The following is a 26,510-nucleotide window of genomic DNA, read 5'->3' on the forward strand; positions in this document are numbered from 1 at the left end:
GACGAGAGCCCGCCAGCTCGCCTGACGACGTCCTTTTTACCTCAAACCGTCAGCACGTGAACGAGGCAAATCGGCTTCTTGCCCCACTGCTCGTTGATGACGGCCCGCACCGCACGACGCACCGATTCCGCCGTCGCGTCCGCATCGCGCCGACGCACCCGCGGCAGGTTTTCGACCGTCGAAACCACCGTATCGAACACGATCTCATCGATCACCTCGCCGGCCGCATTCTTCTCGGGGATGCCGACGAGATCGACCTCGGGATCGTCGGCCAGTTCGCCCTTGTCGGTCATGGCGATCGCCACGAAGGCGCAGCCGGCAAATCCCATCCGGCGCCGCTCGACCACGGCGCGGGACTTGGAATCCTCCAGTATGTTGCCGTCCTTGTAGAGCCGCCCCGACGGCAACTCGTCGATGATGCCGGGATCACCGGGCCCGAGCTTGACCAGATCGCCATTGCGGCAGGTCAAGACCTTTGGCACGCCGGCGGTGCGCGCCAGCTTGGCATGCTCGGAGAGATGCAGCGCCTCGCCATGGACGGGGATCAGGATCTGCGGGCGCACCCATGAGATCATGTCGCGCAGCTCGTCGCGGCGCGGATGGCCGGAGACGTGGACGAGATCGTTGCGGTCGGTGATGACCTCGATACCCTGGACTATCAGCCCGTTGATGATGCCGCCGACTGCCTTCTCGTTGCCAGGAATGGTGCGCGAGGAAAAGATAACGGTATCGCCCTTGTTCAGCGTCACCTGCGGATGGTCGTTGTTGGAGATACGGGCGAGCGCTGCGCGCGGCTCGCCCTGGCTGCCGGTGCACAGCGCCAGCACCTTGTCCGGCGGGAAATGCCCATAATAATCGGCGCCACGAAAATTCTGCACGCCGTCGAGATAGCCGGTCTCGCGGGCGACCTGCACCACGCGCTCCATGGCGCGGCCGACCACCACCACTTCGCGATCGGCGGCCTTGGCGGCATCCGCCACCGCTTTCACGCGCGCGACGTTGGAGGCAAAGGTGGTGACGGCGACCCGGCCCTTGGCGCCCTTCACCAGCTTGGCGATGGTGGCGGCAACCTCGGTTTCCGAGGGCGAGCGTCCTTCCCGCACCGCGTTGGTGGAATCCCCGACCAGCGCCAGCACGCCGGCATCGCCGAGTTCGCGCAGGCGCCGCTCGTCGGTCGGCAGGCCGATAATGGGCGTCGGGTCGATCTTCCAGTCGCCGGTGTGAAGCACGGTGCCGGCGGAGGTATGGATCGCCAGCGCATGCGATTCCGGAATCGAGTGCGCGACCGGGATGAATTCGACGGTGAACGGCCCGAGATTGACGCGGCCGCCCGACGGCACCACGGTCACCGGGATCTTCGGCGGATTGCGCTCGGCGGCGCATTTGGCCTCGAACAAGGCGGCGCTGAATTTGGTGGCATAGACCGGGCATTGCAGCTTCGGCCAGAGGTCCATAATCGCGCCGAAATGGTCCTCATGGGCATGCGTCAGCACCAGGCCCATCAGGTTCTTGCGCTCCTTCTCCAGGAAGCGGATGTCGGGCATGATCAGGTCGATGCCCGGCAGATGCTCCTCGTCGCCGAAGGAAACGCCGAGATCGACGGCGAGCCAGGAGCGCTGGTTGCGGTTGCCGAGCCCGTAGATCGACAGGTTCATGCCGATCTCGCCGACGCCGCCGAGCGGCGCAAAGGTCAGTTCATCCGGCCGCGCCATCAGGCCGCTCCCACTGACGCCGCAGCGCCGAAATAGACCTCGCCCGCAGTGACGGCCGCGCGCTTGCCCTCCGCTGTGCGGACGATCAGGCAGCCGCTCTCGTCGATGGTATCGAACGTGCCCTCGACGGTCGCGGCTCCAGTCTGGATTGCAACCCGCTCGCCAAGGCCGAACGCGCGCTCCAGCCACAGTTTTCGGATATCGGCAAAGCCGCGGCCATTGTCCCAGATGCCATGGAATTCGACCCAGGCATCCGAGAGCGCCGTAAACAGTTCCTCCGCGCCGATTTGAACGCCGAGCGCAGCCAGCGAGGTCGCCGGCGTCGGCGTGCCCTCGGGCGCCGCAATGACGTTGGTGCCGATGCCGACCACCACGGCCAGGCGATTGCCGGCCACGGCCTCAGCCTCCAGCAGGATGCCGGCGAGCTTCTGCCCATCCGCCATGACGTCGTTGGGCCATTTCAGGGCGTATTTCAGCGGTTCCGCGCCGGCACGGCGCAAATTGGCTTCGATGCTGAGTTTTTGCAGCGCGCTTTCAAGCGAAAGCCCGGCGGCAAAGCCCAGCGTCGCCGCAACCGCCGGCGACACGTCCATGACTTCGAGAATGCTGCTGGCAAGGTTGCCACGCGGCGCGATCCAGGCGCGCTGCCGGCGGCCCCGGCCCGCCGTCTGCTCCGTCGTCACGAACCACACAGGTCCCCGCTCGCCATCGCGGGCGCGGGACATGGCTTCGGCGTTGGTCGACCCGATCTGGTCGAAGGCGGCGAGGCCGTAGCCCGCCGATCTGGCTTTGGAACCGAGCGTAAAGGTCATCCTGGGAACAGCGACTTCGCCGCCGTCGTGGCGACGCTGACCAGCGGCCCCGGATAGACGAAGAAGAAGATGTTGAAGATGCCCGCGACCGCCAGCACCGTCCGCAGTTCGATCCGCATCGGCTCGATATGGCCGGCCGGCTCGTCGAAATACATCACCTTGATGATGGTGAGATAGTAGAACGCGCCCACCACGCTGGTCAGCACGCCGATCACGGCGAGCGTGAACAGGCCCGCCTTGATCGCGGCCACGAACACGTACCATTTGGCGAAGAACCCCGCGAGCGGCGGAATGCCCGCCAGCGAGAACAGCAGCATGGCGAAGAAGAAGGCCAGCAGCGGATTGGTGCGCGACAGGCCTGCGAAATCGCTGATCTGCTCCATCGGCTGGCCGTCGCGCTTCATGGAAAGGATGACCGCGAAGGTGCCGAGCGTCATCGCGACATAGATCGCGATATAGACCAGCACGCCCTGCGCGCCCTCCACTGTGCCCGACGCGAGCCCGACCAGCGCAAAGCCCATATGGCCGATCGAGGAATAGGCCATCAGGCGCTTGATGTTCCTCTGCCCGATGGCGGCGAACGAACCCAGCGCCATCGAGGCGATCGCAACGAACACGAGAATCTGCTGCCACTGCGGCACGATGCCGGGGAACGCGGTCAACGTCACGCGGGTGAACACCGCAAGGGCTGCGACCTTCGGCGCCGAGGCAAAGAAGGCCGTGACCGGCGTCGGCGCGCCCTCATAGACGTCGGGCGTCCACATATGGAACGGCACGGCGGATACCTTGAAGCAGAGCCCGGCCAGCAGGAACACCAGGCCGAACACGATGCCGACGCTGCCGGTTTTCACCGCGGCGGCGATGCCGGCAAAATCGACCGTCCCGGTGAAGCCGTAGATCAGCGAGGCGCCGTACAGCAGCATGCCGGAGGACAGCGCGCCGAGCACAAAGTACTTCAGGCCGGCCTCGGTGGACTTGGCGTTGTCGCGGTTAGAGGCAGCGACCACGTAGAGCGCGAGGCTCATCAGTTCGAGCCCGAGATAGAGCATGATCAGGTCGGCAGCCGAAATCAGCACCATCATGCCGAGCGTGGAGAGCAGCACCAGGATCGAATATTCGAAAATCCGCCGCGACGGGTCGGACAAAAACTCCGTCGACAGGATCAGCGTCACAGCCGAACCGATGATCGCAAGAACCTTCAGGAAGCGGGCAAAATCGTCGACGATGAAGCTGCCGCCGAAGGTCGTGAGCTTGCCGGCCGGCAGCATCAGCTCGAGCGCGCCGGTCACGACCAGCAGCACCACCGCAAGCGTGGTAACCAGCCTGGTTGTCCCCTCGCCGCGATAGGCGCCCAGCATCAACAGCGCCATGGCGCCGACGGCCAGCACCAGCTCCGGCAGCACCGGCAGCAACTGATAACCTGCACTCTGGAAGCTCATGATAGGGGCCTTACTGGATTAACGCGGCTGCCTTCACGGCAGTCACGGCGGCATTGTAATTGTTGACGAGTTGCTGGACCGAAGCCGCCGACATGTCGAGCACCGGCTTCGGATAAACGCCAAACAGGATGGTCAGTGCGACCAGCGGGAACAGCGTCAGGCTCTCGCGCAGCGTCAGGTCCTTGATGCTCGCCAGCGACGGCTTTGTCAGCGCGCCGAACACCACCTTGCGATAGAGCCACAGCGCATAGCAGGCCGACAGGATCACGCCGAGCGTGGCAAAGGTAGCCGTCGGGATCGAGACCTTGAAGGTGCCGAGCAGCGTCATGAATTCGCCGACGAAGCCGCTAGTGCCGGGCAGCCCGACATTGGCCATGGTGAACACCATGAACACCAAGGCGTAGAGCGGCATCCGGTTCACCAGGCCGCCATAGGCCGCGATCTCGCGGGTATGCATGCGGTCGTAGACGATGCCGACGCAGAGGAACAGCGCGCCGGAGACGATGCCGTGCGAGACCATCTGGAACACGCCGCCGGCCACGCCCTGCGTGGTGCCGGCGAAGATGCCCATGGTGACGAAGCCCATATGGGCCACTGACGAATAGGCGATCAGCTTCTTGATGTCTTCCTGCATCAAGGCCACCAGCGAGGTGTAGATGATGGCGATCACCGACAGCGTGAAGATGATCCAGGCGAAATCATGCGACGCCAGCGGGAACATCGGCAGCGAGAAGCGCAGGAAGCCGTAGCCGCCCATCTTCAACAGGATCGCGGCCAGGATCACCGAGCCCGCGGTCGGCGCTTCGACGTGGGCATCGGGAAGCCAGGTGTGCACCGGCCACATCGGCATCTTCACCGCAAAGGAGGCAAAGAACGCCAGCCACGCCCAGGTCTGCAGGGAACGCGGCACCGCGGTGTGCATCAGCGTCGGGATGTCGGTCGTGCCGGCATTCCAGTACAGCGCCATGATCGCGAGCAGCATCAAGACCGAGCCGAGCAGCGTGTAGAGGAAGAACTTGAACGATGCGTAGACCCGGCGCGGGCCGCCCCAGACGCCGATGATCAGGAACATCGGGATCAGGCCGCCTTCGAAGAACAGGTAGAACAGCACGAGGTCGAGCGCGGAGAAGGTGCCGACCATCAGCGTTTCCAGCAGCAGAAACGCCATCATGTATTCGCGCACGCGCATTGTGATCGATTTCCAGCTCGCGATAATGCAGAACGGCATCAAGGCGGTGGTCAGGATCACGAACGGCAGCGAAATGCCGTCGACGCCCATGTGATAGGTGATGCCGCTGGCGAGCCAGTTCGCCTTTTCGACGAACTGGAAGTCCGGGTTGGCGGCATCGAAGCGCCAGACCAGGATCAGCGACACCGCAAAGGTGACCAGCGTGGTCCAAAGCGCGATCCAGCGCGCATTGCGCCGCGCTGCCTCGTCGTCGCCACGGGTGAGATAGATCGCCAGCGCGCCGATGACCGGTAGGAAGGTGACGACGGAAAGAATCGGCCAGGTTGTCATCACTGGGCCCCCAAGCCGAACATGAACCAGGTGATCAGCCCTGCGACCCCGATCAGCATCGCAAAGGCATAGTGATAGAGGTAGCCGGTCTGGATCTTCACCACGTTGCGGGTGACATCGAGCACGCGCGCCGAAACGCCATCCGGGCCGAAGCCGTCGATGACCATGCCGTCGCCCTTTTTCCAGAGAAAGTAACCGATCCGCTTGGCCGGGCGGACGAAGATGAACTCATAGAGCTCGTCGAAGTACCATTTATTGAGCAGGAACTGGTAGAGCATCTGGTGCTGGCCGGCGAGTTCGACCGGCAGATACGGCCGGCGGATGTAGAACAGCCACGACACCAGGAAGCCCAGCACCATCATAACCGTCGGCAGGAACGCAATCGCCTGCGGAATGTGATGCATTTCATCAATGATGTGCGGGTGCATCTTGAGCGACTGGCCGAAGAACTCTGCCACGCCATGGCCCGCGAACACCTCCTTGAACGGGAAGCCGGCCAGGATGGAGCCAGCGGCGAGAATGCCGATCGGCACCAGCATCCACATCGGCGCCTCGTGAGCGGCCTCATAGTGATGCCGGTCGTGCGGCTCGCCGTGGAAGGTCTTGAAGATCAGGCGCCATGAATAGAACGAGGTCAGGCCCGCCGCGATCACCGTCATCGCGAAACCGTAGAACGCGAAGGGGTTATGCGCGACATAGGCGGACTCGATGATCGCGTCCTTGGAGAAATAACCGGCCGTCAGCGGAAAGCCGGTCAGCGCCAGCGTGCCGATCACCATCACGCTGTAGGTGTAGGGGATCTTGTCCTTCAGCCCACCCATGTTGCGGATGTCCTGCTCGTGATGCATCGCGTAGATCACCGAGCCTGAGCCCAAGAACAGCAGCGCCTTGAAGAAGGCGTGCGTGAACAGATGGAACATGCCGACCGAATAGGCCCCGGCTCCCATCGCCACGAACATGTAGCCGAGCTGCGAACAGGTCGAGTAGGCGACGATGCGCTTGATGTCGTTCTGCACGAGGCCGACGGTCGCCGCAAAGAACGCAGTGGTCGCACCGAAGAACATGACGACGGCCTGCGCGTTGGGCGCGAGTTCGAACAGCGGCGACAGCCGCGCCACCATGAACACGCCGGCCGTCACCATGGTCGCGGCGTGGATCAGCGCGGAGACCGGCGTCGGACCTTCCATCGCGTCCGGCAACCAGGTGTGCAGCAGGAACTGGGCCGATTTGCCCATCGCGCCCATGAACAGCAACAGGCAGGTCAGCGTCAGCGCATCGGCATGCCAGCCGAAGAAATCGATGGTCTTGCCCGACAGCCCGGGCGCGCCCGCGAAAATCGTCTCGAAGTCGGTCGATTTCAGCAGCATGAAGATGGCGAAGATGCCGAGCGCGAAGCCGAAGTCGCCGACGCGGTTGACCACGAAGGCCTTGATCGCCGCCGCATTGGCCGATGGCTTCTGGTACCAGAAGCCGATCAGGAGGTAGCTCATGAGGCCGACGCCCTCCCAGCCGAAGAACAGCTGGACCAGATTGTCAGCGGTCACCAGCATCAGCATCGCGAAGGTGAACAGCGACAGATAGGCAAAGAACCGCGGCCGGTACGGATCCTCGTCCATGTAGCCGATGGAATAGAGATGCACGAGGGAAGAGATGGTGTTGACCACCACCAGCATCACCGCGGTCAGCGTATCGACGCGCAGCGCCCACGAAACCTGCAGGTCGCCGGAATTGATCCACGGGAACAGCGCGATCCGGGCATCATGGTGCATGAAGCCGACGTCGACCAGCACCACCCAGGATAAAGCAGCTGAAACGAACAGAAGCCCCGTCGTAATCAGCTCGGCCGCGCGCGACCCCTGCGCCGCCGGCTCCGAGACGTGGTGATCGTCATGGCCGTGATCATCATGGGCATGCTCGTCATGGACATCGGCGGCATGCGCGTGAGCGCCATGCCCATGGTCGTGATGTTTGACCTCATCGCCGCTCGGATTGCGCGCATGCGCGCCGTAGATCGCGATCAGGCCGGCCAGAATGGCGCCCAGCAGCGGCAGAAAGACAATTGCCTGAACCATAGCTGCCCTTAGCCCTTCATCAGATTGACGTCTTCAACCGCGATCGAACCGCGGTTGCGGAAATAGACCACGAGTACAGCCAGACCGATCGCAGCTTCAGCCGCCGCGACCGTCAGCACCAGCAGTGCGAACACCTGGCCGACGATGTCGCCGAGGAACGTCGAGAACGCCACCAGGTTGATGTTGACCGCGAGCAGGATCAGCTCGATCGACATCAGGATGACGATGATGTTCTTGCGGTTTAAGAAGATGCCGAGAATCCCGATCGTGAACAGGATGGCGCCGACCGCGAGATAGTGTCCCAGACCGATCGTCATTTCACCCACTCCGCCGCATCCGCATCCTGCAGCCCCTGCCCGGACGCCACCTGGCGCACGGCCATCGCAAGCTCCGGCGTCCGCGCGTTCTGCACGTTGATGTCCTGCCGCTTGACCTTCGCCTTGTGGCGCAGCGTCAGCACGATGGCGCCGATCATGGCGACCAGCAGCACCATGCCAGCGATCTGGAAGTAGTGGATGTACTTCGTATAGAGCACCAGCCCGAGCGCCTCGGTGTTGCTGACATTGGTCGGGATCGCCGCCGTGATCTGCTTGACGGTGCCGGGACTGATGACCCAGCCGCCGGCAACCAGCAGCAGTTCGGCCAGGAAGATGCCGCCGATCACGAGGCCGATCGGCAGATATTCCAGAAAGCCTTCGCGCAACTCGGTGAAATCAACGTCGAGCATCATGATCACGAACAGGAACAGGACGGCGACCGCGCCGACATAGACCACGATCAGCATCATCCCGAGGAATTCGGCGCCCAACAGGATGAACAGGCCGGAAGCGTTGACGAACGCCAGGATCAGGAACAGCACGGAGTGCACGGGATTGCGCGACACAATCACCATGACCGCCGACGCCACGCAGACGCCGGCAAAGAGATAGAAGAACAGCGCGGTTAGGATCATCGGACCACTCCCGTCATTCCGGGATGGTCCGAAGGACCAGACCCGGAATCTCGAGATTCCGGGTTCACGCTGCGCGTGCCCCGGAATGACTTGGAAATCTGGATCATGCCCTCACCTCACCGGTACGGCGCGTCGAGTTCGATTGCTTTCGCAATCTCGCGCTCCCAGCGGTCGCCATTGGCGAGCAGTTTCGCCTTGTCATAATAGAGTTCCTCGCGGGTCTCGGTCGCGAATTCGAAATTCGGTCCCTCGACGATGGCATCGACCGGGCAGGCTTCCTGACACAGGCCGCAATAGATGCATTTCACCATGTCGATGTCGTAGCGCACCGTGCGGCGGGTGCCATCGTTGCGGCGCGGGCCGGCCTCGATCGTGATCGCCTGCGCCGGGCAGATCGCCTCGCACAGCTTGCAGGCGATGCAGCGCTCCTCGCCATTCGGATAGCGGCGCAGCGCATGCTCGCCGCGGAAGCGCGGGGAGATCGGGTTCTTCTCGAACGGATAATTGATGGTCGGCTTCGGCTTGAAGAAATAGCGCATGGCGAGAAAGAACGCCGATACGAATTCGCTCAGGAGAAGCGCGCGCGCAGTTGCGTTGATGTTGACACTCATGACGGCCTCACTTCGGCGCAATGCCGGCGAACTGCAGCACACCGGCCACAATCACCACCATCGCCAGCGACAGCGGCAAAAATACCTTCCAGCCGAGTCGCATCAGTTGATCGTAGCGGTAGCGCGGCACGATCGCCTTCGCCATCGCGAACAGGAAGAACATGAAGAACACCTTCAGCGCGAACCAGATCACGCCGGGGATCCAGTTGAACGGCGGCAGGTCCACCGGTGGCAGCCAGCCGCCGAGGAACATAATCGTCGCCAGCGCGCACATCGTGGTGATCGCGACATATTCGCCGAGCATGAACAGCAGATACGGCGTCGAGCCGTATTCGGTCATGAAGCCCGCGACCAGTTCGGACTCCGCTTCCACCAGATCGAATGGCGGGCGGTTGGTCTCGGCCAGCGCCGAGACATAGAACACCACGAACATCGGGAACAGCGGCCACACATACCAGTTCAGGATGGTGAGCTGCGGCAGGCCGATCAGACTGGCGAAGCCGCGGGTGTTCTGCGCTTCCACCAAGGCCGAGAGATTGAGCGAGCCGGCGCACAGCAAGACGGTGATGATGACGAAGCCGATCGAGACTTCGTAGGACACCATCTGCGCGGCGGAGCGAAGCGCGGCCAGGAACGGGTATTTCGAATTCGACGACCAGCCGGCCATGATGACGCCGTAGATCGATAGCGACGAGATCGCGAAGATGTAGAGCACGCCGACATTGATGTCGGAGATGACCCAGCCGAGATCCATCGGGATGACGGCCCAGGCGGCCAGCGCCAGCACGCAGGACACCAGCGGCGCCAGCAGGAACACGCCCTTGTTGGAGCCGGAGGGAATGACCGGTTCCTTCAGCACGAATTTGAGCAGATCCGCGAAGGATTGCAGCAAGCCCCAGGGGCCGACGACGTTGGGGCCGCGGCGGATCTGCACCGCTGCCCAGATCTTGCGGTCGGCGAGCAGGATGTAGGCGATCGCGATCAGGAGCACGACGAGCAGCAGGACGCTCTGCGCGACCATGACGATCAGCGGCCAGAGAAAACCGGTCCAGAACGAGCTTGCGAAGAAATCAGCCATCAGGTCACGCTCACTCCGCTGCCGTCAGCATTTTCCCGGACGCCAGCCGGGAACATTCCGCCATCACCGCCGAGGCCCGCGCGATCGGGTTGGTCAGATAGAAATCCTCGACCGAACTCTTGAACGGGGTCTTGTCGACCTTGCCGCCCTTCTTGCCCGCCAACGCCTTGACGTCTTCAGCCTTGCCGGGCTCGATCTGGTCGATCCGCATCAGATGCGGGGCGACCTTGAACAGCGCCTGCCGCAACGCCTGAAGGGAGTCATAGGGCAGCTTCTTGCCGAGCACATCCGACAGCGCGCGGACGATCGCCCAGTCCTCGCGCGCCTCGCCCGGCGGGAACGCCGCGCGGCTGGCGATCTGCGCCCTGCCCTCGGTGTTGACGTAGAGGCCGGATTTTTCGGTATAGGCCGCGCCGGGCAGGATGACGTCGGCGCGATGCGCGCCGCGGTCGCCATGGGTGCCGATATAGACCACGAAGGTGCCATCAGGCACTTTTACCTCATCCGCGCCGAGCAGGAACAGCACGTCGAGCGTACCGAAGGTCGTCATCTGTGCGAGGTTGAGGCCGCCTTTGCCCGCCGCAAAGCCGATATCGAGCGCGCCCGCGCGAGAAGCCGTATCCTGCAGCACGGCAAAGCCGTTCCAGCCGTCCTTGAGCGCGCCTGTGCCTGCCGCGACCTTGGCCGCCAGCGCCAGCGCCGCCGCGCCATCATGCCGCGAAAGCGAGCCGGCGCCGACCAGCACGATCGGATGCTTGGCGCCCTTTAGCACCTCGGCAAAGGAATGCTTGCCGGTAGCGAGTTCACCGAGCGTATCCGTGCCCGCGCCGAGATAGTCGTAATCGTAAGTGAGATCGGCCTTGGCGCCGATCAGGCCGACCTTGAGCTGGCCGGTGCGCCAGCGCTTGCGGATACGCGCGTTGAGGACGGCGGCTTCCTTGCGCGGGTTGGCACCGATGATCAGCAGCGCATCGGCCTGCTCGATCCCGGCAATGGTCGGATTGAAGATCCAGGTCGCCCGTCCCGCCTTGGCGTCAAAGGCGTCGCCGCCCTGCACCGCCAGATTGCTGGAACCGTATTGGCCCAAGAGATCCCTAAACGCGAACATCTCCTCGACCGCGGCGAGATCACCGGCGATGGCCCCGATCCGCTTGCCGTCGCTCATCCTGACCTTGGCTGCGATCGCCGCAAAAGCTTCCTGCCATGATGCGGCGCGGAGCTTGCCGTTGTCGCGGACATAGGGCCGGTCGAGCCGCTGCGTACGCAGGCCGTCGACGACGTGGCGGGTCTTGTCCGAAATCCATTCCTCGTTCACGGCCTCGTTGATGCGCGGCAGGATCCGCATCACCTCGCGGCCGCGGGTATCGACGCGGATCGCCGAGCCAACGCCATCCATGACGTCCACCGACTGGGTCTTGCCGAGCTCCCACGGGCGCGCAGCGAATGCATACGGCTTCGAGGTCAGCGCGCCCACGGGGCAGATATCGACGAGGTTGCCCTGCAATTCCGAGGTCAGCGCCTGCTCCAGATAGGTCGTGATCTCCATGTCTTCGCCGCGGCCGGTCGCGCCCATCTCGGGGGCGCCGGCGACTTCGGCGGAGAACCGGACGCAGCGCGTGCACTGGATGCAGCGGTTCATCGAGGTCTTGACCAGCGCGCCGAGATATTTGTCCTCGACAGCGCGCTTGTTCTCGGCAAAGCGCGAGGTGTCGACGCCGTAGCCCATCGCCTGGTCCTGCAGATCGCACTCGCCGCCCTGGTCGCAGATCGGGCAATCCAGCGGGTGGTTGATCAGCAGGAATTCCATCACGCCTTCGCGCGCCTTCTTGACCATCGGCGAACGCGTCGAGATTTCCGGCGGCTCGCCCTTGGGGCCGGGCCGGCAGTCGCGCACGCCCCAGGCACAGCTTGCGACCGGCTTCGGGCCGCCCTTGATCTCGACCAGGCACATCCGGCAATTGCCGGCAATCGACAGCCGCTCGTGGTAGCAGAAGCGCGGAATTTCGGCGCCGGCGGCCTCGCAGGCCTGCAGCAGCGTGTACTCCGCGGGTACATCGATCTCTTTGCCGTCGATGATCAGTTTGGTCATTGCGCTCAAGTCTTTCCCAGCTTGCAGTCTGGCGGTGTAACGCTGGCGGTCTTCAGGGACGTCTTGATCCATTGCTGGGTTTCGACGCCGTAGGTGGCGAGAAAGGCCGGCTGCGCTGCGTTCTTCTCGCACAGGAACGGCAGATGCGGCTTCAGGTCGTAATCGCAGGAGGCCTGCCATTCGCGCTTGTCGGCGAAGGCTGAGATTGTCTCTTCGCAGGCGTAGAGGAAATACGAGACGAAGCTCTCATACTGCACCCGCTCCTCGCGGCTGCCGGCCTTGATCGTGTCGTAGTCCGGCTGCGAGAATTTCGGATTCTGGAACGCCAGTTCGGTATAGCCGAGAAACGCCTGCCGCGCGCTGGCGCCGCGGTTGTTGGTGCGGATCTCGTTTATCTGGAACAGGATCGCAACAAAGCCGAGCAGCGCCACGGCCGCTTGCGCCATCTGCGCCAGCGTCCCGTATCTCTGCCACCAGAAGCTCGGTTGCGACATCGTCATCCCTACTCCGCCGCGACCATGTTCACGGGATCGCGCACGCCGATATCGTCGATGTCGGCCTTGTGCGAATACTGGTCGATGCGCGCCTCGATCTCGTGGCGGAAATGCGCGATCAGGCCCTGGATCGGCCAGGCCGCAGCGTCGCCGAGCGCGCAAATGGTGTGGCCCTCGACCTGCTTCGTCACCTCGAGCAGCATGTCAATCTCGCGCTTGTGGGCGCGGCCATCGGCCATGCGCGTCAGCACGCGCCACATCCAGCCCGTGCCCTCGCGGCACGGCGTGCACTGACCGCAGCTCTCATGCTTGTAGAAATAGGAAATGCGCGCGATCGCCCGGATCAGGTCGGTCGACTTGTCCATCACGATCACGGCGGCAGTGCCGAGGCCGGAGCGCAATTTGCTGAGGCTATCGAAATCCATCGGCGTGTCGATGATCTGCTCGGCCGGCACCATGCGCACCGACGAGCCGCCGGGGATCACGGCTTTCAGATTGTCCCAGCCGCCGCGAATGCCGCCGCAATGGCGCTCGATCAGTTCGCGGAACGGAATCCCCATCGCCTCTTCGACGTTGCAGGGCCGCTCGACATGACCGGAGATACAAAACAGCTTGGTGCCGACATTGTTCGGCCGGCCAATCGCGGCAAACCACGCCGCGCCGCGCCGCAGAATGTCCGGCGCAACTGCAATGGATTCGACATTGTTGACGGTGGTCGGGCAGCCGTAGAGGCCGACATTGGCCGGGAATGGCGGCTTCAGCCGCGGCTGGCCCTTCTTGCCTTCGAGGCTCTCCAGCAGCGCGGTCTCTTCGCCGCAGATATAGGCGCCGGCGCCGTGGGCGACATAGACGTCGAACGGCCAGCCGTTGATATTGTCCTTGCCGACCAGTTTTGCCTCATAGGCCTGGTCGATCGCGGCCTGCAGATGCTCGCGCTCGCGGATGAACTCGCCCCGCACATAGATGTAGCAGGCATGCGCGTTCATCGCGAAGCTGGCGAGCAGACAGCCTTCGACCAGCAGATGCGGATCATGCCGCATGATCTCGCGGTCCTTGCAGGTGCCGGGCTCGGACTCGTCGGCATTGACGACCAGATAGCTCGGCCGCCCGTCGGTGGATTCCTTCGGCATGAACGACCATTTCAGGCCGGTCGGGAATCCGGCGCCGCCACGCCCGCGCAGGCCGGAGGCCTTCATCTCGTTGATGATCCAGTCGCGCCCCTTGTCGATGATCGCCTTGGTGCCGTCCCACGCGCCACGGCGGCGCGCGCCCTCAAGCCCCCAGTCGTGGAGGCCGTAGAGGTTCTTGAAGATGCGATCCTTGTCGTCGAGCATGACTTGAAGCTTCCTCAGATCAACGATTGGACTGCGCGTAAGCGAGACCCGCGGCGCATCCGCCGAAGGTCAACGCCCACAACAGGCTGGATTCGAGCGTCGCGCTCAGCGCGTAACGCTGCAGCAGAAAAATGAAAACGGCCGCCGCGATGGCGTGCATGCCGATATAGCGCCAGTTCTTCATCGCGCTGACCCTTCCCTGCCCGATCACGGGCAATGTGCCGTCACGCTTCATGTGGTTTCCTTCAGCGTCGTCGGCCCGCCCACCGGCGCCGAGAACTGACGGTCGATCTGCGGTCCCGGCTTCGGCGGATTGCCTGACGCGAAGCCGTCGAGCACCTTGCCGAAGTTTTCCTTGGTCAGGTCCTCGTAGGTGTCCTTCCAGATCAGCACCATCGGCGCATTCACGCAGGCGCCCAGGCACTCGACCTCTTCCCAACTAAAATTGCCGTCCTTCGACAGATGGAACGGATCGTGATGGATGCGGCTCTGGCACACCTTGATGATGTCCTCGGCGCCGCGCAGGCGGCACGGCGTGGTGCCGCAGACCTGCACATGGGCTTTCTTGCCGACCGGCTGCAGTTGAAACATCGTGTAGAAGGTCGCCACTTCCAGCACGCGGATGTAGGGCATTTCGAGGAGGTCGGCGACGGCGCGGATCGCAGCCTCCGACACCCATCCCTCATGCTGTTCCTGGACGCGCCACAGGATCGCAATCACTGCGGACGCCTGGCGACCCGGCGGATACTTTTCAATCTGCGCCTTGGCCCAGGCGAGGTTCTCTTCCGAGAACGTGAAGCTCGCGGGCTGCAATTCCTTCGGTGCGAGGCGGCGGACGGACATCGTTCAGTCTCTCATTGCACGCGGCGCCCGGCTTTCGCATTGAGCGCATCGATCCGGGCGAGCCAGAATGCGCTTGCGGTGCCGAACACGTTGTAGCCGACATGGGTTGAAACCTTGATCCGGTTCAGAATCGAAAGGTCGGTCACGGTTTCAAGGCGATTGCTGCGCGGGTCATAGACGATCAGCTTCAGCGGAGTCTGTTCGAGGATGTAGCGCGACACGGTGTGTTGGGGATCGTTGCCGTGTTCCTCACAGAGCAGCACGCTGTCACCCTGCATCAGCCGCACGCCGCCCTTCATGGCCTCGATCTCGACGCCCTCGACGTCAAGCTTGATCAGATATTTGCCGCCGGGGGCGACCTTGCCGTCGTCGAGCAGGTTATCCAGCGCGATGACCGGCACCTCCTCGCCATCAGACTGGTCGCCGGCAATGCTGAAGGCCTCATGCTTGGTGCCGGACAACCGCGCGGTGCCGCGTGTCGCGCCGATCGCGCATTTCATGGCTTCGAAGCGATTGCCGTTGATTTTGGCGTTGTTGGCAAGCTTCGGAAAATTCTGCCCTGATGGTTCGATCGCGATCGCCTTGTGCGAACCAAACGGCTTGCTCGATACCAGGACCGACCAATAGCCGTAATTGGCGCCGCAATCGAGCAGCGTGTAGTCGACGTCGGCGGAATCCTTGAACAGCAATTCAAGTTCGTTCTCGTAGTGGTAGGTGCGGTTGAGCAGCTTGCTCCAGTAGCCGTCGCCATAGGGAAATTCGAAGACGGCGTCGGGATTGAGTTTGATCTGGATGCCGCGCTCGGGCAGCGTCGTGCGCAACAGGTTGGCGCACATATTGTAGCCGCGGTGCGAAAAATTCGACGCCACCTTCGATCCCAGCACCAGCGCAACCGCGGCCAAACGCTCCCACGCGTTTACGCCTACGAGCACGCCCGAAGCCCGGTCAAACTGGATGGGCGCCTGCGCCATCACCGATCGACCTCTCCGAACACGATATCGAGCGAGCCGAGAATGGCGGAGACGTCGGCGAGCAGATGGCCTTTGCAGATGAAATCCATCGCTTGCAGATGGGCAAAGCCCGGCGCGCGGATCTTGCACTTGTACGGCTTGTTGGTGCCGTCGGAGACCAGATAGACGCCGAACTCGCCCTTCGGCGCCTCGACCGCGGCGTAGACCTCGCCGGCCGGCACGTGCACGCCCTCGGTATAGAGCTTGAAGTGATGGATCAGCGCTTCCATCGAGCGCTTCATCTCGCCGCGGCGCGGCGGCGCGATCTTGTTGTCCTCGACGACGACCGGACCCTGGCCATCAGGCGCGCGCAGTTTTGCGATGCACTGCTTCATGATGCGCACGGACTGGCGCATCTCTTCCATGCGGATACAGTAGCGGTCGTAGCAGTCGCCATTCTTGCCGATCGGAATATCGAAATCCATTTCGGCGTAGCACTCATAGGGCTGCGCCTTGCGCAAGTCCCAGGCTGCGCCCGAGCCGCGCACCATCACGCCGGAAAAACCCCACTCCCAGGCCTGCTGCAGCGTCACCACGCCGATATCGACGTTACGCTGCTTGAAGATGCGGTTGCCGGTGAGAAGCGTTTCGAGGTCGGCGACGACCTGCAGGAACGGATCACACCAGGTCTCGATGTCGTCGATCAGTTTTGGCGGCAGGTCCTGATGAACGCCGCCGACGCGGAAATAGGTCGCATGCATGCGCGCGCCGGAGGCGCGCTCATAGAACACCATGAGCTTTTCGCGCTCTTCAAAGCCCCACAGCGGCGGGGTCAGCGCACCGACGTCCATCGCCTGGGTGGTGACATTGAGCAGATGCGAAAGGATGCGGCCGATCTCGCAATAGAGCACGCGGATCAACTGGCCGCGGCGCGGCACGGTGATGCCGAGCAGCTTTTCCGCCGCCAGGCAGAATGCATGCTCCTGGTTCATCGGCGCGACGTAATCGAGCCGGTCGAAATATCCAATCGCCTGCAGATAGGTCTTGTGCTCGATCAGCTTTTCCGTGCCACGGTGAAGCAGGCCGATATGCGGATCGACGCGCTCGACGACTTCGCCGTCCAATTCAAGGACGAGACGCAGCACCCCGTGCGCCGCCGGATGCTGCGGTCCGAAGTTGATTGTGAAGTTTCGGAGATTTTGCTCATTCATGATCGTCAGGCCTTCGGCTCAGCCTTCTCATCGCCCGGCAGCGGATAGTCCGCGCCTTCCCACGGCGAGAGGAAATCGAATTTGCGGAATTCCTGGTTGAGGCGGACCGGCTCGTAGACCACCCGCTTCTCCTGGTCGTCGTAGCGGACCTCCACGAAGCCCGTGAGCGGAAAATCCTTGCGCAGCGGATGGCCGTCAAAACCGTAATCCGTCAGCAGCCGCCGCATGTCGGGGTGGCCGGTGAAGATCACGCCGTAGAGATCGTAGGTCTCGCGCTCGAACCAGTCGGCGCCGGGAAACACGTCGATGATCGAGGGCACCTGCGTGGTCTCGTCGGCCTCGGCGCGGATGCGGATGCGCTCGTTCAGCGTCGGCGACAACAGATGATAGACCACGTCGAAGCGCTTCTCGCGGCCGGGATAGTCGACCGCCGTCACGTCAGTGATGTTGATGAAGCGCAGCGCGGGATCGTCGCGCAGGTACTTCATCACCTCGACAATCTTGCCCGCATCTACCGTGACGGTGAGTTGGTTGAACGCGACCGCATGGGCGCTGGCCGCGCCGCCAAGCGCGCTAACAATCGTCTGCCCAAGAGCGTCGAGCTTGCCGTCGTCCATTACCTAAAACCTTAGCGTTCGATGGTCCCGATGCGCCGGATCTTCTTCTGCAGCAGCAATATGCCGTAGAGCAGCGCCTCCGCCGTCGGCGGGCATCCGGGCACGTAGATGTCGATCGGCACGATGCGGTCGCAGCCGCGCACGACCGAATAGGAATAGTGATAGTAACCGCCGCCATTGGCGCACGAGCCCATCGATATCACGTAGCGCGGCTCAGGCATCTGGTCGTAGACCTTGCGCAGCGCCGGCGCCATCTTGTTGGTCAGCGTGCCCGCCACGATCATGACGTCGGACTGCCGCGGCGAGGCGCGCGGCGCAAAACCGAAGCGCTCGACGTCGTAGCGCGGCATCGACACCTGCATCATCTCGACCGCGCAGCAGGCAAGACCGAACGTCATCCACATCAGGGATCCCGTCCGCGCCCAGGTGATCAGATCGTCGGCGGCGGCGACGAAGAAGCTCTTGTCCGAAAGCTCGTGGTTGACCTCGAGGAAGAACGGATCATTGGCGCCGACCGGCCGGCCGGTAGCGGGATCGAGAATGCCCTTCGGCGCCTGCGCGATCGCGGGCGAAGAGCCTGTTGCTGTCGGGCTCAGTCCCATTCCAGCGCGCCTTTCTTCCACTCATAAGCAAAGCCGACCGTGAGGACGGCGAGGAACACCATCATCGACCAGAAGCCGGTAGCGCCGAGCTTGCCGAAGGCGACCGCCCACGGGAACAGGAACGCCACTTCGAGGTCGAAGATGATGAAGAGGATCGCGACCAGATAGAAGCGGACGTCGAACTTCATACGGGCGTCGTCGAATGCGTTGAATCCGCATTCATAGGCGGAGAGCTTTTCCGGATCCGGCTGCTGGAACGCGACCAGGAACGGAGCGATCAGGAGCGCCAGACCGATCAGGCTCGCCACCCCGATAAACACGACAAGTGGAAGGTAATTCTGCAGGATGCCGGTCATCGGCGGTGCCTTTTCCTGCGGATTTGGCCGCAGATTCGTTGATTGGAATTATTCTTGGCTTAGCGCAGCGCAACAGAGGGCGCAAGACAAGCCGGCTTGAGGGTAATGCCTGCGTTTGACGCATCCGCAGAACCCGAAAAAGTGTTGCGTTCCGGCCTCGCCCGACCAACGCGCGCCGGGCCGCAAGGTGCCGAATTTCAGTTCAAATCCTTTTCATCCGCGAGCATCTGGGCGGCCGTGTCCGTCAGGCGGTCGATCTGCCCCAGCAGTACCTCGAGCTCGTCCTTGCCCAGCTGTTCCAGGAGCCGCCGGTTGCGCTCCTGCGCGCCAGCCACAATGGTGTCATGCGCCGCCAGGCCCGCCTTGGTCAGGCAAACCAGCGTCTCGCGGTTGTCCCGCGGATTGACCTCCTTGGCGACTAGCTTCCGCGTGACCAGTTCCGCCAGTGCGCGGCTGATCTGCCCCTTGTCCATGCCGACCGCTTCCGCGAGCCTGATGACGCTCATCGGCGGCCGCCGCCCCAGCGAGGCCACCAGGCCGAACTCCACCGAGGACAGCCCCGCCAGCCGCTTGTAGCGCAGGATCGCGCCGCGCTTGAGCAGATTGGCCAGCACCATCAGCCGCGACGACATCATCGCGGTGATCGGCGCCAGCTCCTCAGCCGCAGCGGGCGGCGGCGCAGCCTGCTTTCCCGGTTTCTGGTTCATAGCAAACCTCTGCCAACAAAGTAGGCCGGTGCCAAGCTCGCCAGCGATGGCGATTGAACAAGGCAATCGACCGATACGACATGACGATCGTTGATATTGTCATCGATTTGCATTTCACAAAACTTCCATACGACCGCGGCGCCAAAAGCCGCGGCGGCAGGAAACGGCATGAACATTACGCAGCGGGATCGCGATCTCGGGATCGGCTATGCCATGAAGCCGTCCACCACGCGGACCGAACTGACCTCGGTCGGCTGCGGCACGCCGATGGGCGAACTGCTGCGGCGCTACTGGCACCCCGCCGGACTTGTTGCCGACGCCACCGATATCCCCAGAAAACTACGCGTGCTCGGCGAGAACCTGGTGCTGTTTCGCGACAGGCACGGTCGCGCCGGCCTCTTGCACGCCCGCTGCTGCCATCGCGGCACCACGCTCTATTACGGCAAGGTCGAGGAAGACGGCATCCGCTGCTGCTACCACGGCTGGAAGTTCGACACCGAGGGCCGTTGCCTCGAACAGCCCTGCGAGCCCGAGGGCGGCCTGTTCAAGGACAAGGTGCGGCAGCCCTGGTATCCCCTGCAGGAACGCTACGGCCTGATCTTCGCCTACCTCGGGCCCGCCGAGAAGCAGCCGGCCCTGCCGCGCTACGATGCCTGGAAAACATGGACGATGGCGAGTTCGTCGAGGCCGATGATTCTTCCATCGGTGGCGGCGGCCCCGCCGTCATCGCCTGCAACTGGCTGCAGCATTTCGAAAACGTGGTCGCCCCCTACCACGTCCCGGTGCTGCACGGCTCTTTCTCGCGGCCGCAATTCACCAACATGATGGCCTCGATGCCGGAGGTGAAGTTCGAGATGTCGCCGTGCGGCGTCCTCGTGCGCTCGATCCGACGTCAGGACGACGGCAAGGTGTTTTATCGGGTGACGGAAGCCGCCCTCCCCACGCTGCGTGCTCCGCGACACCACGATGGGCCTGCTGGCAAGCTTCGGTTTCGTGCTGTTCTATTCGCTGCTCGGCATCCCGATCGCGCGCCTCGCCGATCGCTTCAACCGCCGCAACATCGTGGCCGTTGCGCTGACGTTCTGGAGCGCGATGACGGTTTTCTGCGGCCTGGCGCACAGCGTGACGACGCTGGCGCTCGCGCGCATCGGCGTCGGCATCGGCGAATCCGGCGGCACGCCCGCCTCGCAGTCGATCATTGCCGATCTCTTCAGCAAGAACGAACGCCCCGCGCGCGCTCGGCGTCTACGCCATCGGCACTTATCTCGGCGTATTCCTCGGCTATTTCATCGGCGGCTATATCAACCAGTACCACGGCTGGCGGACGGCGTTCTATGTCGCCGGCCTGCCCGGCATCGCAATCGCCGCGGTGCTGTGGCTGACGATCTCCGAGCCGAAGCGCGTGGCGATGGCGGAGACGTTCACGCCGGAGCCGATCAGGCCGACGCTCGGCTTCCTCGCCTCGCAGCGAACGTTTGTCATTTTGCTCGCCGGCTTTTGTCTCACCACCTACACCAACTACGCGACCTCGGCCTGGATTCCGCCGTTCCTGGCGCTTCCTTCTTTGTTTTTATTATTGTTTTGATCCCGGCCCGCGGCCCGCATCGCTATAGGTTAGGATCTGTATGTGATCTACATCACGGATGGTTTGGCAGAAAACAGGCGAAATACCGGCCGAATGAAACCATTTTGCCTAAACCGCGAAACGATCCTGAAACACATGGGGCGTACCCCTCTCACAGCAGGGACGCGGAAGGCGTCCGGGAGGCATCACATGAACCACTCAATTCACTCAGCGGATCGCAGTACCCACCTGAAGATCGTGGTTGTCGCGCTCGTGGCGGGTATCGCGGTGGCAGCCTTCGGCATTTCCGCCCGGACCGGTGCGGATTACAGCCAGACCGCGCAGGTCGTGAAGGCCGGCAAGGCGGTGGTCGTCACCAGTTCGAACACCTCGACGGTGCGTTAACGGTATCGATTTTATTGGAATAAAAACGGCCGCCTTCGGGCGGCCTTTTTGTTTGCGGCTGGTCGTGAAGAAATCGGTATCAAGCCATTGAAAAATGGCGCAGCGCCCTTACTCGGCGAACATTTGAAATCTCCTCGGACACACTGCGTGCAAGAAAGGGCTGACGACCCTGTCAGATGGGCAGCAGCACGATTTCCGAATACAGCCTGTCGAGGTCGCCGGCCGCGAGTTGCGGGGAACGGTAACAGGCGCGCACCGGGAGTATCACACCTCGTGGCCGGACCGGAAAGAGCCGCGCCTCCCCGACGAGCGCCGCTGTCCGCTGTCGCCGCAGGATCGCTAGCTTGACGCGCTCGAGATGCCGCCACAGCAGCTCCGGTGCACTACAATGCAGGATGTCCGAATAGGGGATTCCCAGCGGCAGAACTCGCGCCAGTCCTCCCAGTCGGCTCGCCGCAACACGGTGAATGCGGCGCTTCACCACGAGATAGGCATAGTCGGCCCCGTCGCTGACGGTGAGCTGCAGGGTGTCATACGTCGCGTGATCGTCGAAGATCTGTCGTTGTTCGCCGGTCAACCTCTCGCGGATCACAGCCGGATCGAAGCTGATGACCGGCCGGTTCGGCCCGAACAGCGTCTCGGCCTGTAGCAATGGCGGCATGGCGATCCTGTGCGACTCCAGCAGCTTGAAACGCTGCGCCATGAGGGCAGCCCAAGATGTCGGCTGCGGGGTGAAGCTCGTATAGGTGAGGTCCTCGTCCTCCAGCAGCGAGGCAAGCAGGGCCATGCCCCAGCCGCGGTACTGCGCGTGTACGACCCAGGAGGACAGATTGCAGACGAGCACGGCCTCCCCGTTCACCTGCCGCCGGGCGGTAACAGCCCCGATGAACCCAGCGATTGCGTCGCCGTCAAGGAGTATGAAGCCGCGCCCGTGATCGGACCACTCATGGTCGAACAGCCGACGCCATGTCGCGGCATTGATGCCCGACTCGCGGAAGGATTCCTCAAGGAAGCGGCAGATCGGCTCCCGGTCGTCCGGACCCACGGCACGGAGACGCGGGCCGGACTGACTAAACTGCTGCGCCGTCACTGCCTCCTCGCCGACGGAGAGGACCGTGATCAGGCCTTCGATCGAGTGCGCCGCCAGGAAGGCCGAGAGGGGCACGGGATGCCCGGCATAGCTCTCGATCTCAAGCAGCAGGCTCACCACTGTGAGCGAGTCCGCACCGAAGCCAAGAAGATTATCGGACCAGCCGATGTGCGCAACGCCCAGCACGCGTTCGCAGATCGCCTGCAGGTCCTGCCGTAGCCGGTCAGGGTCCGGGACCGCCCCACGGCCTGGCGGTGGCCCCCTGACACCCGGAGGCACTCGGAGAACCGGATGCTTGGCAATGGCATCAAGGCATTCCGGGTTCAGCAGAGCGTCGCGATTTCGTACAAGGCGGCCATTCACCGCGTCCCGCGCCGCGGCTTCGGACCGCTTGCCGTTGAAGGTGACAGGAAGCGCCTCGACTTGTGCAATACGCGCCGGCACGAAGGCCAGCGAGCCGCACCGCGCAAGCTCCGAGCGGATGTGATTCGCCATCTTGTCGTTGAGTACCAGACCTTCGCGCAGCACGAGCAAGAGAACCATGCGTGAGCCGCCTGGCTCCTCTTCTGCTTGCTGTTCGACCGCGATAGCCTCGAGGACATCCTCGATACAATCGAGGATGCGGTAGATCTCCCCGGTGCCTGTGCGGATGCCGCGCACATTGAGAACTCCGTCGGAACGGCCATGCAACCGCCAACCGCCATGGGGCGTGGCTTCGATCAGATCGCCATGCGTCCAGAGGCCGGGGTTCTGGGCGAAGTAGGCGGCATGAAAGCGCGTGCCGTCGACATCACCGTGAAAGCCAAGGGGGCGCGAGGGAAAAGGGTTGCCGCAGACGAGCTCGCCGATGCGCGCCTCCGGATCGTGAGGCGGCGGGAGCGAGCGGACATCGAGGCCGAGGCTGCGGCACTGTGCCTCGCCGCGATGGACGGGCAGGTCCGGATTGCCCAGGACAAAGCAGCCGATGATGTCGGTGCCGCCCGAGATCGACTGCAGCGGCATCGCCGCCTTCACTTCGCCGCGGACCCAGTCGTACTGGCGGGGATACAGGATGGAACCGGTGGAAAGCATAGCCCGCAGGGCTGAAAGGTCGAACATCCGACCCGGGGAAGAGTCTTTCTGCTCGCAGAAGTGCAGATAGGCAGGATTGGTGCCGAAGACGGTCACGCGCTCCTCGGCGACGATCCGCCAGAACGTGTCTGGCGCCCCGAGCGGCCCATCGTAGAGGACAATCTCCACGCCGGAGGCGAGCGCGGAGAGCTGCCAGTTCCACATCATCCAACCGCAGGAGGTCTGGAAGAACAGCTTGTCGCCCGGCCCGAGATCACAGTGCAACCGGTGCTCTTTCACATGCTCCAGCAGGGTGCCGCCGGCACCATGCTGGATGCATTTTGGCGCGCCCGTGGTGCCGGAGGAGAACATGGTGAACATTGGCTGGTTGAACGGATGGCGCGGCCAGCCGGGTGGGTCCTTGTCGGTGTCGTCATCGCGGATCAGATCGGCAAGCCTGTGCAGAGGCACCATGATCTCGCCGGCGGGAAGCGAGCCGTCGTCCAGAGCAATTATCGCGGTAAGGCCCGGCAGGCCGGCCGCCGCTCCGACGACGCGCTCGGAGACGGGGACGCCCGGATCCCATGGCTCCGCTCTGAGGCAGCCGAAGAGCGCCACAGGCTCCAGAGGGGCGAAGCGCAGGAGGATCGCAGGCACACCCATGTCCGGCGCGCAGCTAGCGAAAGTCGCACCAATGGCCGCGGTGGCCAGGCAGGCAATGACCGCCTCGGCGTTGTTGCGTGCAATCGCCACGACGTGATCGCCAGGGCGCACACCGAGCTGCTGCAGCGACTTCGCCAACCGGGCAACCGTGCAGCGCAGAGGGCCCCGCGTGAGCCGGTCGCGGCTGCCGTTAGCATGGCAGGCCGTCAAGACCGACTGGCCGGGACTGCCGGTGAGGAGGCATTCGGCGTAATTGAGACGAAGATCTGGGAAGAAGCGCGCCGTCTCGCAGGCATCGCCGACGCAGACCGGCTCGACCCCGCCGTGCCAGGGCAGGTCGGACCACTCCAGGAAGAGGCGCCAAAAGCGGCGGAAGTCCTCAACCGAGAAGCGGTCCATCGCAGCATGATCAGGCAGGTGCTGTCCCGTCCGGACCTCGCACCATTGCCTGAAGGCAGTCAGTTGCGAATGCGCGACGGCCTGATCATCGGAACGGAACACCCCTTCCGCGAGACTCCCATGAAAAGACCCTGCACTATTAGTCAGAGGCATCCCCATGGGCCGCTCCATCTCAAGCGCTAGTAGGCACTTTCATTGGGAGAATAATTGGGGAAAGAGTGCAATCGCAGATACAATCCGTAGGTAATCATTTGGCGGTAGCCGCGCAGGCGAGTGCATCGCGCATCTGAATATGAATTGTGATTACGCGACATCCCGGCCCCTGTTGCACAGTTTGGAGGGGCTGTTGTTCTCGGCCTATCGGACCGGTGGCGAATGGTTCGTGGCGGGCCGTCCGCTGCTGCTCACATAGCCCCCAAGCCTCAGCCGGGCCGTTCGTCTTGTTGATTGACCGCGCTCGACGTGAAGTTAAAAGGACACGACAATGGACGATGGATGCACCGAAAGCGGCGCCAAGATCACGATCGAACGTCGAGGACGTATCCTTCTGATCGGGATCAACCGACCTTACGTTCACAATCGTATTGACCCCGAGGCATATCATGCTCTTGCAAAAGTCTATTACGACTACGATCACGATAGTTCGCTGAGAGCGGCCGTCCTTTTTGGGCAGGGCGAAAACTTCTCGCGCGGCGTTGATGTCGACGCATTCACGGAGCTTGCCAAGACTGGAAAGCCGACCGCACTCGTCGAAGAAGAGCTGGATCCTCTCGGAAAGATCAAGTGCCTGAGCAAGCCGCTGATTGTGGTCGCGCATGGCGATACATGGAACATGGGGCATGAACTCCTGCTCACCGCGGATATCCGGATCGCTGCCGCCGATACTCGATTCGGCCAGGATGAAAACACTCATGGCCGCTTTCCGGGTGGTGGTGCGACGGTGAGGTTCGTCCGCGAGGCAGGTTGGGCGAACGCGATGAGATACATGCTGACGGGCGACCATTGGGGAGCGGACGAAGCGCGCCGCATTGGGGTCGTTCAGGAGATCGCGCCTGACCGCGAGAAGGCACTTGCTCTTGGTATCGAGATCGCGGAACGGGTCGCCGGCTGCGCGCCGCTCGGCATCCGAACGACGCTCGCATCAGCGCACCTCGCGATAGATGGGGCAGAGAACGCAGCCTACCGCGAACTCGATGCACAATATGGCGCGCTATATCGCACGAACGACTTTCTGGAGGGGCGCAAAGCCGAGGCGGAAGGCCGCCTGCCGATTTATGTCGGCAACTAACGGGCGCCTCATCCATCGATCATTGGATGCGGTGGTTCGGCAGCGCTACCTGACAGTTCAGGCCAAACCTGGCCAAAAGTATTCCGCGAAGCCTATGGAAATACTTTTCCAGAAACGGGAACCAGCTAAGCCATTTGAGCGGCCCGAGACATAGGTGACATTTCGTACCGGACACATGGGTTACACTTTTCGCTTTTTTTGCAAGCGGGAGGTGTGGATGCCGTGGAAAGCGAGTTCGGTGATGGAAGAACGGCTTCGCTTTGTTGCCCGCCTGTTGGACGGGGAGGCCATGACGGAAGTGTGCCGGGAATTCGGCGTCTCCCGCAAGACCGGCTACAAGATTTTCGATCGCTACAAGGAGCATGGGCTTGAGGCGCTGAGCGATCGCTCCAGACGGCCGGTGCGCTATGCCAACCAGCTCCCGGAGCAGATCGAGGGCCTGATCGTCCGCCTCAAGGCCGAGAAGCCGCACTGGGGCGCACGCAAGATCCGGGAACTGCTGGTCAGGCGGCTCGACGGCGATATTCGGGTTCCGGCCAAAAGCACCATCCATGCGGTCCTCGATCGCCATGGCCTGGTCAGGCGCAGCGGCGGGCCGCGCCACCGCGCGCGCGGCACGCCGCTATCCGCGGGCGCCGGCCCCAATGATCTGT

The 26,510-nt window shown here is 63.1% G+C and carries 24 protein-coding genes and 2 pseudogenes; 5 read left to right on the forward strand and 21 right to left on the reverse strand.

Annotated features, from left to right (window positions below):
* Positions 1-41: 41 nt before the first annotated feature.
* The 20 genes from C7G61_RS17140 to C7G61_RS17235 all read right to left on the reverse strand — a co-directional run bounded on the left by C7G61_RS17140 (position 42) and on the right by C7G61_RS17235 (position 19,398).
* Entirely contained in the window at positions 42-1,712 is a 1,671-nt protein-coding gene (locus tag C7G61_RS17140) for a ribonuclease J (protein WP_108516254.1), read from the reverse strand.
* Positions 1,712-2,524 carry a biotin--[acetyl-CoA-carboxylase] ligase gene (locus C7G61_RS17145; protein WP_108516260.1) on the reverse strand — a complete coding sequence of 271 codons (813 nt, stop codon included), beginning with the start codon at positions 2,522-2,524 and terminating at the stop codon, positions 1,712-1,714. The genes C7G61_RS17140 and C7G61_RS17145 overlap by 1 nt, the downstream gene beginning before the upstream one ends.
* Positions 2,521-3,963, reverse strand: coding sequence for an NADH-quinone oxidoreductase subunit NuoN (gene nuoN / locus C7G61_RS17150; RefSeq protein WP_108516262.1), 1,443 nt, complete (start codon positions 3,961-3,963; stop codon positions 2,521-2,523). The genes C7G61_RS17145 and nuoN overlap by 4 nt, the downstream gene beginning before the upstream one ends.
* A gap of 10 nt (positions 3,964-3,973) precedes the next feature.
* Positions 3,974-5,482: an NADH-quinone oxidoreductase subunit M gene (locus tag C7G61_RS17155; protein WP_108516264.1), complete on the reverse strand. Its 1,509-nt coding sequence runs from the start codon at positions 5,480-5,482 to the stop codon at positions 3,974-3,976.
* The gene (gene nuoL / locus C7G61_RS17160; protein WP_108516267.1) at positions 5,482-7,554 is read right to left on the reverse strand and encodes an NADH-quinone oxidoreductase subunit L; all 2,073 of its coding nucleotides are present in this window, start codon (positions 7,552-7,554) and stop codon (positions 5,482-5,484) included. Before nuoL ends, C7G61_RS17155 begins: the two co-directional genes overlap by 1 nt.
* A gap of 8 nt (positions 7,555-7,562) precedes the next feature.
* Positions 7,563-7,871 carry an NADH-quinone oxidoreductase subunit NuoK gene (gene nuoK / locus C7G61_RS17165; RefSeq protein WP_108516269.1) on the reverse strand — a complete coding sequence of 103 codons (309 nt, stop codon included), beginning with the start codon at positions 7,869-7,871 and terminating at the stop codon, positions 7,563-7,565.
* A complete protein-coding gene (locus C7G61_RS17170; RefSeq protein ID WP_108516271.1) occupies positions 7,868-8,506 on the reverse strand; it encodes an NADH-quinone oxidoreductase subunit J in 639 nt (212 codons plus the stop codon). Before C7G61_RS17170 ends, nuoK begins: the two co-directional genes overlap by 4 nt.
* Positions 8,507-8,622: 116 nt before the next feature.
* Complete coding sequence (gene nuoI, locus C7G61_RS17175; protein WP_108516273.1) at positions 8,623-9,117, reverse strand: NADH-quinone oxidoreductase subunit NuoI; 495 nt, start codon at positions 9,115-9,117, stop codon at positions 8,623-8,625.
* 7 nt (positions 9,118-9,124) lie between these two features.
* Complete coding sequence (nuoH, locus tag C7G61_RS17180) at positions 9,125-10,195, reverse strand: NADH-quinone oxidoreductase subunit NuoH (RefSeq protein ID WP_108516275.1); 1,071 nt, start codon at positions 10,193-10,195, stop codon at positions 9,125-9,127.
* A 10-nt stretch (positions 10,196-10,205) separates the two neighbouring features.
* Positions 10,206-12,284 carry an NADH-quinone oxidoreductase subunit NuoG gene (gene nuoG / locus C7G61_RS17185; protein WP_108516277.1) on the reverse strand — a complete coding sequence of 693 codons (2,079 nt, stop codon included), beginning with the start codon at positions 12,282-12,284 and terminating at the stop codon, positions 10,206-10,208.
* A gap of 5 nt (positions 12,285-12,289) precedes the next feature.
* Entirely contained in the window at positions 12,290-12,784 is a 495-nt protein-coding gene (locus C7G61_RS17190) for a hypothetical protein (protein ID WP_108516279.1), read from the reverse strand.
* A gap of 2 nt (positions 12,785-12,786) precedes the next feature.
* Entirely contained in the window at positions 12,787-14,112 is a 1,326-nt protein-coding gene (nuoF, locus tag C7G61_RS17195) for an NADH-quinone oxidoreductase subunit NuoF (RefSeq protein WP_108516281.1), read from the reverse strand.
* Between the two features lie 19 nt (positions 14,113-14,131).
* Positions 14,132-14,347 carry a hypothetical protein gene (locus tag C7G61_RS17200; RefSeq protein ID WP_108516283.1) on the reverse strand — a complete coding sequence of 72 codons (216 nt, stop codon included), beginning with the start codon at positions 14,345-14,347 and terminating at the stop codon, positions 14,132-14,134.
* Positions 14,344-14,955, reverse strand: coding sequence for an NADH-quinone oxidoreductase subunit NuoE (gene nuoE, locus C7G61_RS17205; RefSeq protein ID WP_108516285.1), 612 nt, complete (start codon positions 14,953-14,955; stop codon positions 14,344-14,346). The genes C7G61_RS17200 and nuoE overlap by 4 nt, the downstream gene beginning before the upstream one ends.
* Positions 14,956-14,966: 11 nt before the next feature.
* Positions 14,967-15,926 (reverse strand): FkbM family methyltransferase, encoded by a 960-nt coding sequence (locus C7G61_RS17210; RefSeq protein WP_190241855.1) that lies wholly within the window; start codon positions 15,924-15,926, stop codon positions 14,967-14,969.
* Complete coding sequence (locus C7G61_RS17215; RefSeq protein ID WP_108516289.1) at positions 15,926-17,116, reverse strand: NADH-quinone oxidoreductase subunit D; 1,191 nt, start codon at positions 17,114-17,116, stop codon at positions 15,926-15,928. Before C7G61_RS17215 ends, C7G61_RS17210 begins: the two co-directional genes overlap by 1 nt.
* A 5-nt stretch (positions 17,117-17,121) precedes the next feature.
* Entirely contained in the window at positions 17,122-17,733 is a 612-nt protein-coding gene (locus C7G61_RS17220; RefSeq protein WP_108516292.1) for an NADH-quinone oxidoreductase subunit C, read from the reverse strand.
* An 11-nt stretch (positions 17,734-17,744) separates the two neighbouring features.
* Positions 17,745-18,335, reverse strand: coding sequence for a NuoB/complex I 20 kDa subunit family protein (locus C7G61_RS17225; RefSeq protein ID WP_420836765.1), 591 nt, complete (start codon positions 18,333-18,335; stop codon positions 17,745-17,747).
* The gene (locus C7G61_RS17230) at positions 18,326-18,691 is read right to left on the reverse strand and encodes an NADH-quinone oxidoreductase subunit A (protein WP_057856661.1); all 366 of its coding nucleotides are present in this window, start codon (positions 18,689-18,691) and stop codon (positions 18,326-18,328) included. The genes C7G61_RS17225 and C7G61_RS17230 overlap by 10 nt, the downstream gene beginning before the upstream one ends.
* Before the next feature lie 197 nt (positions 18,692-18,888).
* Positions 18,889-19,398, reverse strand: coding sequence for a MarR family winged helix-turn-helix transcriptional regulator (locus tag C7G61_RS17235; RefSeq protein WP_108516296.1), 510 nt, complete (start codon positions 19,396-19,398; stop codon positions 18,889-18,891).
* A 168-nt stretch (positions 19,399-19,566) separates the two neighbouring features.
* Here C7G61_RS17235 and C7G61_RS17245 point away from each other — a divergent pair.
* From C7G61_RS17245 to C7G61_RS17255, 3 genes and pseudogenes are all read left to right on the forward strand, one after another.
* Positions 19,567-20,348 (forward strand): annotated as a pseudogene (locus C7G61_RS17245) (Rieske 2Fe-2S domain-containing protein); the annotation flags it as partial.
* A 1-nt stretch (position 20,349) separates the two neighbouring features.
* Positions 20,350-20,953 (forward strand): annotated as a pseudogene (locus tag C7G61_RS47435) (MFS transporter); the annotation flags it as partial.
* Between the two features lie 219 nt (positions 20,954-21,172).
* The gene (locus tag C7G61_RS17255) at positions 21,173-21,367 is read left to right on the forward strand and encodes a hypothetical protein (RefSeq protein WP_108516300.1); all 195 of its coding nucleotides are present in this window, start codon (positions 21,173-21,175) and stop codon (positions 21,365-21,367) included.
* A 172-nt stretch (positions 21,368-21,539) separates the two neighbouring features.
* Here the strand turns inward: C7G61_RS17255 and C7G61_RS17260 are convergent, their stop codons facing one another.
* The gene (locus C7G61_RS17260; protein WP_202975779.1) at positions 21,540-24,671 is read right to left on the reverse strand and encodes an acetoacetate--CoA ligase; all 3,132 of its coding nucleotides are present in this window, start codon (positions 24,669-24,671) and stop codon (positions 21,540-21,542) included.
* 382 nt (positions 24,672-25,053) lie between these two features.
* Between C7G61_RS17260 and C7G61_RS17265 the strand changes: the two genes are divergently transcribed.
* Complete coding sequence (locus tag C7G61_RS17265) at positions 25,054-25,857, forward strand: enoyl-CoA hydratase-related protein (protein ID WP_108516304.1); 804 nt, start codon at positions 25,054-25,056, stop codon at positions 25,855-25,857.
* A 217-nt stretch (positions 25,858-26,074) separates the two neighbouring features.
* Positions 26,075-26,510, forward strand: a 436-nt coding sequence (locus tag C7G61_RS17270) for a helix-turn-helix domain-containing protein (RefSeq protein WP_145963636.1), incomplete at its 3' end; no start/stop codon positions are given.

This window comes from Bradyrhizobium algeriense (assembly GCF_003062295.1).
Taxonomy (GTDB): domain Bacteria; phylum Pseudomonadota; class Alphaproteobacteria; order Rhizobiales; family Xanthobacteraceae; genus Bradyrhizobium; species Bradyrhizobium algeriense.